The 13,211-nt window shown below is 70.9% G+C and carries 11 protein-coding genes and 1 tRNA gene; 5 read left to right on the forward strand and 7 right to left on the reverse strand.

The features are described from left to right. Positions 1 to 6: 6 nt before the first annotated feature. Positions 7 to 675 carry a histone deacetylase gene (locus tag ACZ6N8_RS15375; RefSeq protein WP_466010463.1) on the forward strand — a complete coding sequence of 223 codons (669 nt, stop codon included), beginning with the start codon at positions 7 to 9 and terminating at the stop codon, positions 673 to 675. A gap of 228 nt (positions 676 to 903) precedes the next feature. After that, a complete protein-coding gene (locus ACZ6N8_RS15380) occupies positions 904 to 2,631 on the forward strand; it encodes a bifunctional metallophosphatase/5'-nucleotidase (RefSeq protein WP_466010465.1) in 1,728 nt (575 codons plus the stop codon). Positions 2,632 to 3,165: 534 nt separating this feature from the next. Here ACZ6N8_RS15380 and ACZ6N8_RS15385 read toward each other — a convergent pair. Next, positions 3,166 to 4,449 (reverse strand): MFS transporter, encoded by a 1,284-nt coding sequence (locus tag ACZ6N8_RS15385; protein WP_466010467.1) that lies wholly within the window; start codon positions 4,447 to 4,449, stop codon positions 3,166 to 3,168. Between the two features lie 86 nt (positions 4,450 to 4,535). On the opposite strand from ACZ6N8_RS15385, the gene ACZ6N8_RS15390 reads away from it, so the two are divergent. Beyond that, positions 4,536 to 5,009 (forward strand): hypothetical protein, encoded by a 474-nt coding sequence (locus ACZ6N8_RS15390; protein ID WP_466010468.1) that lies wholly within the window; start codon positions 4,536 to 4,538, stop codon positions 5,007 to 5,009. Positions 5,010 to 5,056: 47 nt separating this feature from the next. Here the strand turns inward: ACZ6N8_RS15390 and ACZ6N8_RS15395 are convergent. Continuing rightward, positions 5,057 to 5,133, reverse strand: a tRNA-Pro gene (locus tag ACZ6N8_RS15395). Between the two features lie 97 nt (positions 5,134 to 5,230). After that, a complete protein-coding gene (locus tag ACZ6N8_RS15400; RefSeq protein WP_466010470.1) occupies positions 5,231 to 6,124 on the reverse strand; it encodes a metallophosphoesterase in 894 nt (297 codons plus the stop codon). Positions 6,125 to 6,149: 25 nt separating this feature from the next. Between ACZ6N8_RS15400 and ACZ6N8_RS15405 the strand changes: the two genes are divergently transcribed. Continuing rightward, entirely contained in the window at positions 6,150 to 6,605 is a 456-nt protein-coding gene (locus ACZ6N8_RS15405) for a GatB/YqeY domain-containing protein (protein ID WP_466010471.1), read from the forward strand. Between the two features lie 86 nt (positions 6,606 to 6,691). Here the strand turns inward: ACZ6N8_RS15405 and ACZ6N8_RS15410 are convergent, their stop codons facing one another. Continuing rightward, on the reverse strand, positions 6,692 to 9,130 hold the full coding sequence (locus ACZ6N8_RS15410; RefSeq protein ID WP_466010473.1) for a penicillin-binding protein: 2,439 nt from the start codon (positions 9,128 to 9,130) through the stop codon (positions 6,692 to 6,694). 407 nt (positions 9,131 to 9,537) lie between these two features. Here ACZ6N8_RS15410 and ACZ6N8_RS15415 point away from each other — a divergent pair, with 407 nt between their 5' ends. Then, positions 9,538 to 9,858 carry a WhiB family transcriptional regulator gene (locus ACZ6N8_RS15415; RefSeq protein ID WP_030328078.1) on the forward strand — a complete coding sequence of 107 codons (321 nt, stop codon included), beginning with the start codon at positions 9,538 to 9,540 and terminating at the stop codon, positions 9,856 to 9,858. A 6-nt stretch (positions 9,859 to 9,864) separates the two neighbouring features. On the opposite strand, the gene bagB is transcribed toward ACZ6N8_RS15415, so the two are convergent. The 3 genes from bagB to ACZ6N8_RS15430 are packed head-to-tail and all read right to left on the reverse strand — an operon-like array spanning position 9,865 to position 12,692. Further along, positions 9,865 to 11,013, reverse strand: a complete 1,149-nt coding sequence (gene bagB, locus ACZ6N8_RS15420) for an ATPase BagB (RefSeq protein ID WP_466010475.1) — start codon at positions 11,011 to 11,013, stop codon at positions 9,865 to 9,867. 57 nt (positions 11,014 to 11,070) lie between these two features. Continuing rightward, complete coding sequence (gene bagA / locus ACZ6N8_RS15425; RefSeq protein ID WP_387114582.1) at positions 11,071 to 12,048, reverse strand: ATPase BagA; 978 nt, start codon at positions 12,046 to 12,048, stop codon at positions 11,071 to 11,073. Between the two features lie 26 nt (positions 12,049 to 12,074). Beyond that, the gene (locus ACZ6N8_RS15430; protein ID WP_466010894.1) at positions 12,075 to 12,692 is read right to left on the reverse strand and encodes an Rv0361 family membrane protein; all 618 of its coding nucleotides are present in this window, start codon (positions 12,690 to 12,692) and stop codon (positions 12,075 to 12,077) included. Between the last annotated feature and the right edge of the window lie 519 nt (positions 12,693 to 13,211).

Below are 13,211 nucleotides of genomic sequence, written 5' to 3' on the forward strand. Positions count from 1 at the left end.
GCGCACGTGGAGGCGGTCGAGGAACGGCTGGTCTGGTACGTCGCGTACGGCTCCAACATGCACGCCGCCCGCCTGGCCTGGTACATCGGCGGCGGATGCCCGCCCGGCGGGCGGCGGACGTACCCCGGCTGCCGGGACCCCCGTCCGCCCAGCCGGTCGGTGCCGGTGTCCCTGCCGGGCGGGATCTACTTCGCCGGAGAGTCCCGCGCCTGGACCGGCGGGATGGCCTTCTACGACCCACAGCTCCCGGGGGTGGCCGCGGCCCGCGCCTACCTGGTCACCGTCGAGCAGTTCACCGACATCGCGGCCCAGGAGATGTACCGCCCGGCGGGTGGCACCGGCGACCTCGTCCCGGCCGCCGAGGCGGCGATCGACGCGGCCGTCGCCGACGGGCGGGCCACGCTGGGCCCCGGTCGGTACGAGACGCTGGTCTGCCCGGGCAGCCACGGCGGTGTCCCGATGCTCACCTTCACGGCCCCCGGGCCGGCGTCCGCCGTGCGGTGCCGTCCACCGGCGGCGATCTACCTCGGCATGATCGTCCGCGGGCTGTACGAGTCGCACCGCTGGCCGGCGGAGCGGATCGCCGACTACCTGGCGGCCCGGCCCGGGATCGCCGACGGCTGGTCACCGCATGCTGTCACGGACCTGGTCGTCGAGGTGCTCGCCGCCGGCTGAACGATGACCGTCCGGTCCTTTCCGGACCCCACTCGACTCGACAATCGTGCGTATTCGCAGCTCTGATGGTGCCCGGCTCGACGGGTCGGCGTCCGGATGAGAGGCTGGCCGGGACGGCGACGGTCCCAACGTCGCCAACCGCGATCGACCCTTTTCGACGGCGTCGGTCGGCGGCCCGGTCGACCCACCGGCCGGCCACCGCGCACGCCGATTCTCACGAGGAGTTCCATGTCCAGTTCCGGGATGCGTCGGGCCGCTGCCGGCCTGACCGCACTCGCGGTGGCCGCGCTCGGCGCGGTCGCCACCACCCCCGAGCAGGCCGACGCACGGCCGAAGCCGGTCGACGTCACCCTGCTTGCGCTGAACGACTTCCACGGCAACCTCGAACCGCCCACCGGCTCCAGCGGCAGCATCGCCGGGCAGGCCGCGGGCGGTGTCGAATACCTGGCGACGCACCTGGCCGAGCTGCGCGCCGCCGCCAAGAAGAAGAACACCATCACCGTCGCCGCCGGTGACCTGATCGGCGCGTCCCCGCTGCTCTCCGCCGCGTTCCACGACGAGCCGACCATCGAAGCGCTGAGCATGGCCGGGCTCGACTACGCCAGCGTCGGCAACCACGAGTTCGACGAGGGTGCAGCCGAGCTGCTGCGCATCCAGAACGGCGGCTGCCACCCGGTCGACGGCTGCGCCGACGGCACGCCGTACCGCGGCGCCGGCTTCCAGTACCTCTCCGCCAACGCCTTCAAGACCGCCACCGGCAAGCCGCTGATGGCTCCGTACGCGATCCACAAGGTGCAGGGCGTCAAGGTCGGCTTCATCGGGATGACCCTTGAGGGCACCCCGCAGATCGTCAGCCAGCAGGGCGTCGCCGGCCTCACCTTCACCGACGAGGCGGACACCGCCAACCGGTACGCCCGCGAGCTGCGCCGCAAGGGCGTGGAGACGATCGTCGTCCTGCTGCACGAGGGCGGCGCCCAGGCGGCGACCGGTGGCATCAACGACTGCGTCGGCATGACCGGCCCCATCGTGGACATCGCCAACCGGATGGACCCGTCCATCGACGTGGTGGTCAGTGGCCACACCCACCAGGCGTACAACTGCGACATCAACGGCAAGCTGGTCACCAGCGCCAGCTCGTTCGGTCGCCTGGTCACCGACATCGACCTCAAGATCGACCGTCGGAGCGGTGACGTGCTCTCCGCGTCCGCCAACAATGTGGTGGTCTCCCGGGACGTCGCCAAGGACCCGAAGCAGACCGCGCTGATCGGCCGGTACAAGACCGTGCTCGGCCCGGTCGCCGACCGCCAGGTGGGCGTGACCAGCACAGCCCTGGTGACAACGCAGGAGAACCTGCTCGGCACCTGCTCGGTGCAGGTGCCGGCCTCGTGCGGTGAGTCGCCACTGGGCAACCTGATCGCCGACGCGCAACTCGCCGCCACCGACGACGAGCAGAACGCTGTCGCCGCCCTCATGAACCCGGGTGGAGTCCGCGCCGGCCTGGACGCCGGCCCGGTCACCTACGGGGAGGCGTTCACCGTGCAACCGTTCGCCAACAACCTGGTGACGTTGGACCTGACCGGCGCGCAGCTCTACTGCGTACTGGAGCAGCAGTTCGTGACCGGCAAGGTGCTGTACCCGTCCTCGACCGTGGGCTATGTGGTCGACCTGAACGGCACCACGGCTCCCGCGACGGACCCGTGCGCCGGCACCCGCGTGGTCCGGGGCAGCCTCACCATCGGCGGCACCGCCGTCGACACCGCCGCCACCTACCGGGTGACGGTGAACAACTTCCTGGCCGGCGGCGGCGACGGCTTCAGCGTCCTCACCGGCGGCACGAACCAGGTCACCGGCCAGATCGACCTGGACGCCTTCGTGGACTACCTGACCGCCCAGTCGCCGGTCTCCGCACCGGCGCTGGACCGGATCCGCACCACCGCCGAGGTCCCCGCCGCCTGACGGACGACCCGCGACACTCGGGCCCCGGAGCACCCCGCTCCGGGGCCCGACCCGTCCCCTGCCTCCTGTCCGACACCCTCTTCGCCCGGCCCCGCCGCGCTTGCGTGCCCCGCTCGCCCCGCCCCGCCCCGCCGCGCTCGCGCGGACGCGTCGGGCCGCATGATCGCGCTCGAACATGGAAGTAGTGGCCTCCGGCGGCGAGGATGCCACTCGATCCAGGATCGAGCGCGATCTTGCGGCTCTGGCGAGATCCGCGAGCAAGATCCTCGCAGCATCGGGGATATTGCTCCCACCCGCGCGTCGGAGGCAGCAACATCTGCGAAGTTGCGCGGATCTTGGTGCGGCGTGCGGCGTGCGGCGTGCGGCGTGCGGGCGTGCGGGGTGCGGCGTGCGGCGTGCGGCGTGTGCCGTGCGGCCTGCGGCCTGCGGGCTGCGGCGTGTGCCTTGCGGCCTGCGGGGTGCGGCCTGCGGCGCGCGGCGTGTGCCGTGCGGCCTGCGGGGTGCGGCCTGCGGCGTGTGCGGTGCGGGGTGCGGTCAGGCGGTGGCGGGGGTCGGCTCGGGGGAGGTCGGCTCGTGCGTCATCCGGCCGTCCTGGGCGGGGGTGAGCAGCCGGCGTAGGGAGAGTGCGACCAGCGAGGCCACCAGGCAGCCACCGACCACTGTCGCCACCCAGACCCGCCCGTCGGCGGCGGCGAGGAGGGGGCCGGCGGTGACCGGGCCGATCACACCGCTGATCCCGAAGATCATCGAACTCATCGCGTTGTACCGTCCGCGCAGTTCGTCGGTGGCCAGCGCGTTGGTGAGCGCCGGCATCATCGGCGACAGCATCGTCTCACCGAAACCAAAGATCGCCGAGCAGGCCACCACACACAGGGCGGCGAGCACGGCGCTCTCGGTGCTGATCAGGCCGCCGGCGCCGAGGACCAGCCAGGCGGCGGCGAACACCGTGCCGACCAGGGCCAGTGCGGCGGTGCGGCTGCGGCCCTCGATCCGGCGCAGAACCAGGAGTTGGGCGAGCACGATAGTCACGGTGTTCGCCGCGAGCGCCCAGGCCACCACCCGAGGGCTCACCTCGACGACCCGCACGGCGTACGCGGCGAAGCCCACCTCGATCTGGGCGTACCCGCAGGTGGTGAGGATCAGGCCGAAGATCACCAGTCGGCGGAACGGACGGTCCCGCAGCACTGTCAGGTAGCCGCCCGGCGACGGCTGGCCAGCGGCCCGGCCGGCGCCGAGCCGGTGCCCGACACCCGGCAGCGTGAGCAGGATCAGCGCCGGCATCAGGTAGCTCACCGCGTCCAGCAGGTAGACCGCCTGGAAGGTGACCGGCCGGTCGGTGTCGACGATCGCGCCGGACGTCATGCCGCCGATCCCGATACCGAGGTTGAGCAGCGCGAAGTTCAGCCCGAAGACGCGTTGCCGCTCGCCGTCGTCGGTAAGCGAGGCGAGAATCGTGTTCTGCCCGGACCAGATCGCCGAGCTGCCCACGGCGATCACCGTCATCACCGCGAACGCGGAGGCGCTGGAGTCGACGAGGGCCAGCGAGCCGGTGCCCACCGCCTCGATCAGCAGGCACGGCAGCACCACCCGTCGCGCCCCGAACCGGTCGATCAGCGTCCCGCCCAGCGGCGACAGGACCAGCGTGACCGCGCCGTACCAACCGATCGCCAGGCCGGCCCGTGTGTCGGTGAGACCGCGTACGTCGGTGAGGTAGATGAACAGGAACGGCAGGGTGAGGCCACGCCCGATCGCCGACAGCAGGGTGCCGACGAGGAGCCGGCGAGCTTCCGGGCGGCGGGGTAGGGCGCGACGCAACATGACCGGCATTGTGTTCGTCAGGTGTGACACCGCGCGAACCGTTTACCGAGGCGGCGGCTGTCGGTGCGCTCTGCCATGCTGGCCGGGTGAGCGTGACCTGGCGACACCTGCCCGCATCCGCCCGCGAGATCGCCGGCGCCGCCTCCGACGCGGTCGAGGCCGCGAAGACCCAGGACAACGAGGCGTACGACGTGGCCACCGCCCGGCTCGCCACGGCCGAGCGTTCCGGCCTGGTGCTGGGTTCGGTGGTGCGGCTGCTGCTGGAGGCGACCCATCCGGACGGGCTGGACGGCGACGACGTACGGCAGGTGCTCCAACGGTGCGTGCGCGCGGCGGCGCCCTGGCGACCGGACGTCGACCCGCATGTCGTGCTGGTCCTGCTGGCCGGGGCGCTCGGCGTGTACGACCCGGGCGAGGACGACTCTCCACCCGAGCCGACCGCACTCGTCCAGCATGGCCCACTTCTCGTGGCCGACCTGCTGGCGGTGACGGGCCGGCCGCTCGACGGTTATCTGAGCGCGGCCTTCGCCGAGATCGAACGCACCGAGACACAGGACTGACAACCAGAAGAGGGCACATCCACCGAGTGGATGTGCCCTCTTGCCTCTGGTCGGGGTGGCCGGATTCGAACCGACGACCTCTTCGTCCCGAACGAAGCGCGCTACCAAGCTGCGCCACACCCCGAGGCGTGCCGACAAATAGTAGCCCACCCGCCCCGAGGGTCAAACTCGGTACCCCCGCCGCTCGACCGGGCCGCCAGGAGGCCTGGGCGTGGGTCGGGTCAGCGGGGGATGAGGGTGAGGATGGAGGCTTCGGGTGGGCAGGCGAAGCGGATCGGCGCGGTCGGGTGGGTGCCGAGGCCGGCGGAGACGTGCAGCCAGGAGTCCGATCCGGGCCACCGGTGCAGGCCGCGTGCCATCGAGCGGGGCAGCCCGCAGTTGGTCACCAGCGCCCCGTACCCGGGTACGCAGACCTGACCGCCGTGGGTGTGTCCGGCCAGCAGCAGTCCGAAGCCGTCGGCGGCCATCTGGTCGAGCACCCGTGGCTCGGGGGAGTGCGTCAGCGCGATGGACAGGTCTGCCGAGGAGGAGACCGCGCCCGACACGGCGGGGTAGTCGTCCCGGTCGATGTGGGGGTCGTCGACGCCGACCAGGTCGAGCTGCCGTCCGCCGGCCTTCAGCGTGGTCCGGGCGTTGTTGAGGTCCGCCCAGCCGGCGCCGGTGAACACCTGGCGCAGTTCCTCGTAGGGCAGGTCGACGCCCTCGGTGTACTCGCGGTCGGGCAGGAAGTAGGTGAACGGGTTCTTCAGCACCGGCCCGGTGTAGTCGTTCGAGCCGAACACGAACGCGCCCGGGTAGTCGAGCAGCGGTTGCAGCGCCCGCAGCACGCCCGGCACGGCGTCGGGGTGCGCCATGTTGTCCCCGGTGACGACCACCAGGTCCGGGTCGAGGGCGGCGAGCGATGCCACCCACCCCTGCTTGCGCGCCTGGTCGGGCATCATGTGCAGGTCCGACAGGTGCAGTACGCGCAGCGGCTCCGCGTCGGCCGGCAGCACCGGTACGTTGTACCTCCGCAGGGTGAACATGTTGCGCTCGATGAGCGACGCGTACGCGAGGGTGGTTGCTCCGACGGCGGCGGTTCCGGCGGCGAGCCGGAATAGTGTGCGCTTTCGCATGGCGTTCAGGGTAGTTTGACCGTCCATGAGCACGCTGAAGGACCGCCTCACCGCCGACATGCGTTCCGCGCTCAAGGCGCGCGACGAGCTGACCACCTCCACGCTGCGGATGGCCCTGGCCGCCGTCGGCAATGCCGAGGTCGCCGGCAAGGCCAAGCGCGAGCTCACCGATGACGAGGTGCTCGCGGTGCTGACCAAGGAGGCCAAGAAGCGTCGGGAGGCGGCCACCGCCTTCGCCGACGCCGGCCGCTCGGAGCAGGCCGCCAAGGAGACCGCGGAGGGTGAGGTGCTGGACCGCTACCTGCCCAAGCAGCTCTCCGACGCCGAGCTGACCGGGCTGGTCTCGGGGGCGCTCGCCGCGGGCGGCTTCACCGGCAAGGCCCAGATGGGCCCGGCCATGAAGGCGGCCCAGGCCGCGGTGGCCGGCCAGGCCGAGGGCGGTCGGGTGGCTGCGGAGGTACGCCGACAGCTCGGCCTCTGACCCGCGAGCAGCGGTAGTCCGGACAGACGAACGGGCGGGCACCCCGTGGAGGGGTGCCCGCCCGTTCGCGTGTGTTGCCTGTCGGCTCAGCCGCCGGGGCGACCGCCGCCGCCGGGGCGACCGGGGATGTTCGGCTGGTTCGGCTTGTTGTCGGGCGGGGTGGCGCCGCCACCGCTGCTGACCTGGATGGTGACGATGCCGCCCTTGATGGTGCGCCCGTCGGGGCTGGTGCCCGCCGCGGTGCCGACCGGGCAGGAGGACGGGACCTTCGCCTCGGAGACGACCGGCTCGAAACCGGCGCCCTTGATGCGCGACTTCGCCTGCTCGACCGACACGCACTTCACGTCGGGGATGCTGCGCTGGTCACCCTCGGAGATCTTCTGGCCCGGAGGCTCGAAGTTGATCCGCGGCTTGCCCTTCATGGCGTCGCGCAGCGTCTCGTACACCGGAGGGTTGATGCCGTCCTTCTCCGCGTGCTTCATCTTGACGTTCGTCTGCGGCCAGTCCGGGTCGGCCATGATGCCGGCCACCGCGTACTGCTTGGTCATCGCGACCAGGGCGGCGGTCTTCTCCGAGTCGGTGGTGCCGGACTTGCCGGCGACAGGCGCGTCGACGATGCCCTTCACCACGCCTGCGGTACGGCTGTTGCCGCACTTGCTGGTCTTGGAGTTGTCACCGACCGGGCAGCGGGCGGCGTCCACGGCGGCCCGGGCCACCTCGGTGCTGAACCGCTTTTCGCAGCGCGGGTTGGCGATGTCCAGCTTCTTGCCGTCCGGGTCGCGGATCTCCTGCACCGGGATCGGCTCGCAGTACTTGCCGTCCGCCGCGAAGGTCGCGTACGCGTTGGCGAGGTCCAGTGGCGTGGTCGAGGAGACGCCCAGGGTGAAGGCGCCCCACTGGTGCGCCGCCTCCTTGGTGGCGGCGAACTTCGCGTCGTTGCTGGCCCGGAACTGGATGCCGGCCCGCTTGGCGACGTCCACCACGTTCTCCGCGCCGACCTGCTGCTGGAGCGGGACGAAGTAGGTGTTGACCGACTGCGCGAACGCGGTCCACATGTTCTGCATGCCGCCGGCCTTCAGGCCGGAGTTGGTCGGGCAGTAGAAGTGGGTGCCCTTGCAGGCGGCCGGGCTGCTGCTGTCGATGATGTATTCCGACTTGAACTGCTGCGGCGCGTTGAACGGGTAGCTGAGCGCAATGCCCTTCTCGGCCGCGGCGACGATGGTGAAGAGCTTGAAGGTCGAGCCGGCCTGGTAGCCGGTGATGCCGTCGCCGCCGGTGAGCAGCGGGTTGACGGTCGCCGGGTAGTTGCCCCGGATGCCCTTCTTGCTCTTCGCCGGGTCGCTGGACAGCTTGTTCTTCGGGTTCTTCGGGTCGTCCAGCTTGAACTGCCGGTTCACGGCGAGCGCCCGCACCCGGCCGGTGCCGGGCTCGACGACCGCCACCATGGCGGCTTCCTTGCTGTTCTCGCTCTTGGCCTTACGGACGGCCTTGTCGGCGCCCTTCTGCGCCTGCACGTCGATCGACGTCACGACCGTGTAGCCGCCGCTCTTGAGCCGCCGCTCCCGGTCGTACGTGGTCGAGCCGAACGTCTCCTGCTGCATCCACCAGCGGTAGAAGTAGTCGCAGAAGAAGCCCCAGCTGTTGACGTTCGCGGCGACGCAGCCGTTCGGCGTGCGCTTGTCCTTCACGACCAGCTTGGTCGCCTTGGCCGCGTCGGCCTCCTGCTGCGTGATGGCCTTGATGTCGACCATGTTCTGGATGACGTAGTTGCGACGGTCCAGGGCGAGCGGGTAGCCGGCCTTGGTGGTCGGGTCGTTCGTGGTGGGCGCCTTCACCATGCCGGCCAGCAGCGCCGCTTCCTCGATCTTGAGCTTGCTCGGCGGCTTGCCGAAGTAGACCTGGCTGGCGGCGTAGATGCCGTACGCGCCGTTGCCGAACGAGGCGAGGTTCAGGTAGCGGGTGAGGATCTCGTCCTTGGAGAACTCCTTGTCGACCTGCAGGGCCAGCCGCATCTCGCGCAGCTTGCGGGCGCTGGTGTCCTCGGTCGCCGCGACCACGTCGGCCGGGTGGGTGGCCGAGTACGCGATGGCCAGCCGGACGTACTGCATGGTCAGCGTCGAGGCGCCCTGCCGGCCGGAGCCCTCGCTCTGGTTGTTGACGAACGCACGGGCGACGCCGTTGATGTCGACGCCGTTGTGCTTGTAGAAGTCGTGATCCTCGGCCGCGATGATGGCCTTCTGCATGGCCGGCGAGATGTCGGCGAGTTTGACGTCCCGCCGGTTCTCGTCGTACATCGTCGCGAGCGGTGTCTTGCCGTCCGATGCCAGCAGGTAGCTGATCTGTGGCGCGCGGGCCACAGTCAACTCCGTGGGCAGGGCGCCGAAGGTCTCGGCGCCGGCCTTCGCGGCCAAGCCGGACATCGCCACCGCGGGGAAGGCCGCCGCAGCGACCACCACGCCGGCCAGTAGGCCACACACGGCTAGCGATGCGGCGTTGGTCAGCACATTGTGGTCACGTTTCCGCATCCAGGTCACCTCGGCATGGTACGCGAGTAGGGAACGAGGGGCGCTGGGGCGTTCTTTCCCCATTTCCTGCGCGCGCTGCCCTCGTTGTGCTAAACGCACGACCCCCGGTGCGTGGTTGCGTGTGACCTGCCGCGAGTCTCCACCGATTGGTGGAGGCGGCGCAGCGTTTTCGTCGACCTCGGCGGGGTAAGCGGCGGTCAAGAGCCCGGGAAGCCGGGAGTGTCCGGAATGATGGATTTCGTCGACAACGTTGCGTAATCGGTCGACTACAGAGCATGATGGGGGCGGCGACAGCGCCACATGTCGTCCGCGCCGCCTTGGGGAAGGCAGGCCGGGCGATCGGGGGGAATTGCCGGCTGACGTGCATCGACGAGGTCGGTAGGTACTGCAAGGGGGGACGTGTACACATGGGCATGATCACTGACTGGCCGTCGCTGGCGGCGTGTCAGAACGGGGACCCGGACGCGTTGTTCGTACAGGGCGCCGAACAGAACGTGGCGAAACGGATCTGCCGGAGCTGCCCAGTTCGGTACGAGTGCCTGGCCGACGCGCTGGACAACCGGATCGAGTTCGGTGTGTGGGGCGGGATGACCGAACGCGAACGCCGGGCGCTGCTGCGCCGCCACCCGCAGGTGACGAGCTGGCGCAAGATGTTCGAGGCCGCGATGAAGAAGAACAGCAAGGACAAGGCCGGCAAGGACAAGATCCTGGTCAGCGCGGCCAACTGACGCGGATCACTGCCGGCTGATCGCCGCGCCGATCGTCCGCAGCCCGTCGACGTCGTGAACGTCGGCGGGCTGCGCCGTCACCGAGACCGCCGGCACGGCCGGGAACGCCTCGGTGAACCGCGCGGCCACCTGCTGCTCGCGTACCGCCTGGCGGGCCAACGCGGCGTGCGCCCGCAGCACGTCGGCGGTGGCCTCGTGCCCACCCAGCTCGGTCAGCCGCTCGGCGGCGGCCCGGCTCTGCTCGGCGTCCAGCTCCGGCACCGCCGGGCGGTGCACCCGGTTGAGCACCAGGCCGGCCAGCGGCATCTTCTCCTCCCGCAGCCGGCCGGCGAAGTACGCGGCCTCCCGGACCGCGTCCGGCTCCGGGGCCGCGACAAGCACGAAGGCCGTCTCCCGTGCCTGGAGGATGCGGTACGTCTGCTCGGCCCGCTGCCGGAAACCGCCGAACATCGAATCCAGTGCGGCCACGAACCCGGACAGGTCGGTGAGCAGCTGCGCGCCGAGCACCTTCTGCACCACCTTCGAGAACATCCCGAACGAGGCCGTGACCAGGCTGAACATGCTCCGACCACCGGTGCGCGCCGGTGCCAGCAGCAGGCGCAGCATCCGGCCGTCCAGGAAGCGGGACAGTCGGGCCGGCGCGTCCAGGAAGTCAAGTGCCGAGCGCGACGGCGGAGTGTCCACCACGATGAGGTCCCACTCGCCGCGGGCGTGCAGCTGGCCCAGCTTCTCCATCGCCATGTACTCCTGCGTGCCGGAGAAGGTGGAACTCATGGCCTGGTAGAACGGGTTCGCGAAGATCTCCGCGGCCTTCGCCGGATCGGTGTGCTGGAGCACCACGTCGTCGAAGGTGCGCTTCATGTCGAGCATCATGGCGTGCAGCTCACCGCCGCTGGCCTCGACGTCGATCCCCTTGACCTGGCGAGGCGTGTTGTCCAGCTCGGTCAGGCCCAGCGACTGGGCAAGGCGGCGGGCCGGGTCGATGGTGAGCACCACCGTGCGGCGGCCGTGCTGCTCGGCGGCCCGCAGCGCCAGCGCGGCCGCCGTGGTGGTCTTTCCCACCCCGCCGGCACCGCAGCACACGATGATCCGCACGCCGGGGTCGGCGAGGATCTGGTCGACGTCCAGCTGCGGCGCCGCGTCTTCGGAAGGCACCAATCGAGCGTATCGGGCCGCGTGGGTCCGTGCGTCCGTGCCGACCTCAGGTGTGAGTCAATCCGCCCTGACGAGGGCACGGGACAGCGTCTCGAGGCCAGCCCGGTCCACCCCGTCGGGCAACAACGGAAGCTCGAACATCGGCAGCCCCAACTCCACCAGGTCGGCGCGGAGCGAATCCTCAAGCTCCCGACGGATGACCTGGTCCCGGGCCTCGTCGTGCAGGCCGGCCACGATCTCCCGGTCGGCAGGCAGCCCGGCGGCGACCAGCCCTCGCTTCAGCTCGGCGGCGGTGACGGCCCGGCCTGCGGGCAGCGGCGGACGGGTCGCGTTGACGATCACATTGCCGATGCCGAAGCCGAGCGACGTCAGGTCGGCGACGGCGTCCACCGTCTCCTGCACCGGCATTTCCTCCAGCAGCGTGACCACGTGCACCGCCGTCATCGGGGAACGCAGCAACGCGGCGACCCCCTCGCTCTGGGTCTTGATCGGGCCGACCTTGGCCAGCCGGGCCGTCTCGGCGGTGACGTTCAGGAAACGGCCGATCCGCCCGGTCGGAGGAGCGTCCAGCACCACCGCGTCGTACGCCCGACGCTGACCCGAGGTGCGGGTGGTGGCCTCCTTCACCTTGCCGGTGAGCAGGACGTCGCGAAGTCCCGGGGCGATGGTGGTGGCGAAGTCGATGGCGCCGAGCTTGCGCAGCGCCCGGCCCGCAGCGCCCAGCTTGTAGAACATGTCGAGGTATTCGAGCAGCGCCTCCTCGGCGTCCACCGCGAGCGCGCGCACCTCACCGCCGTCCGGGGCGTCCGCGAGGTGTCGCTCCTCGTACGGCAGCGGGTCGATGCCGAAGAGCTGGGCGATGCCCTGGCGACCCTCGACCTCCACCAGCAGGGTGCGCCGGCCACCGGCGGCCAGCGCCAGGGCCAGCGCCGCCGCCACGCTTGTCTTGCCGGTGCCACCCTTGCCGGTCACCACGTGGAGACGCGCCGACCATCCGGTACCGGCCGGGTCGGTCGGCCGCTCAGCTGCACGCACCAGTCGAGCCTATCCAGGCTTGCCGGTCACGCGACCTCGCAGACCCACCAACCCGTCTTCTGCACCACAGTGAAGCGCAGGTCCTGGTCGGCCACCTTCTCGTCGGCGGTGGTCATGGTGACCCGGGTGGAGACGGTGGCGCGGTCCCCCGTCTTGTTGTCCACCTTCGGGGTGGTCCAGCGGAAACGGGGGCTCTTGTACTCGGAGGCGTACTTCTGCACCTCCGCGACCTTCGCGGCGATCTTCTTGTCGTCACGGGAGGCGGCGCACACGTGACTGGCCGCCTTGGACGCGTCGCGGTCCTTGTAGATCGCGGTGAGGAACTCGTCGACTGCTACCGCCGGCTCCTTGGCGCCCTCGCCGCTCTCGGCGTTGCGCAGGGTCAGGAACGCCACCACACCGCCGCCCACGCAGAGCACCATGATCACGACGAGCGCGATCGCCGCGATCAGCAGGCCGCGCTTCTTCTTCGGCGGCACGGGGGCGCCCTGGTAGGGCGGGTAACCGGGTGGGGGTGGCGGGATGTCCGAGGTGGTCGGGCCGCCCGGCCCCGCCGGCGGCTCGGCCGTGCCGGGACCGCCCGGGCCGGCGGCGGCAGCCTGACCGGGGAAGGTCGGCGCGGAGACGGCAGGCGCGGCGGGCAGGGCGAGCTGGCCGGACTGACCGGTGGGGGGCGACTGGGCGGGTCTTGCGGTGGGAGCCGCCTGGCCGGGAGCAGTCGGAGTCGCCTGGCCGGGAACGGCCGGGGTGCCGGGCTGGCCGGCGGGATCCGGGCCGGCCGGCGGGAGGGCGGGCGTGCCGGCCTGGTCGCCGCTGGGTGGCTGGGTCATGTCTTTCCCCCGGGGGTGCGGCGCCCGCCGCCGGCGGGGCGTCGAGCGTGATCGAGCGGTCGGCCGGGCGCGGCGCGACCGTCCGACCGGAAGGGTAGCGGTCAACCGCGGGCCGGGTGTCGCCCCTATCGTGCTGTTCGCGCCACCGGTTCGGCCGACGAAGAGGTGGAATCTGCCGCAGTCGGGATTACTAACCCCAAGGTGTCATATATGCGACTTTAGGTGACTGATCGTGCGCGTCCTGTTGGCGGGACTGCTGCCCCGGACCTACCTTCGTCCCGGTGCGGGGGGCGGAACGGGCGGATCGTCCGGGCCGGAAGCGTGATCCGACTG

The organism is Micromonospora sp. NPDC047521 (genome assembly GCF_055587305.1).

Bases quoted from the DNA above. Each gene is read 5' to 3' on its own strand.
- ACZ6N8_RS15380 (WP_466010465.1), top strand. From the start codon at position 904: ATGTCCAGTTCCGGGATGCGTCGGGCCGCTGCCGGCCTGACCGCACTC.
- ACZ6N8_RS15405 (WP_466010471.1), top strand. From the start codon at position 6,150: ATGAGCACGCTGAAGGACCGCCTCACCGCCGACATGCGTTCCGCGCTC.
- ACZ6N8_RS15415 (WP_030328078.1), top strand. From the start codon at position 9,538: ATGGGCATGATCACTGACTGGCCGTCGCTGGCGGCGTGTCAGAACGGG.
- ACZ6N8_RS15400 (WP_466010470.1), bottom strand. From the start codon at position 6,124: ATGCGAAAGCGCACACTATTCCGGCTCGCCGCCGGAACCGCCGCCGTC.
- ACZ6N8_RS15385 (WP_466010467.1), bottom strand. From the start codon at position 4,449: ATGTTGCGTCGCGCCCTACCCCGCCGCCCGGAAGCTCGCCGGCTCCTC.
- ACZ6N8_RS15410 (WP_466010473.1), bottom strand. From the start codon at position 9,130: ATGCGGAAACGTGACCACAATGTGCTGACCAACGCCGCATCGCTAGCC.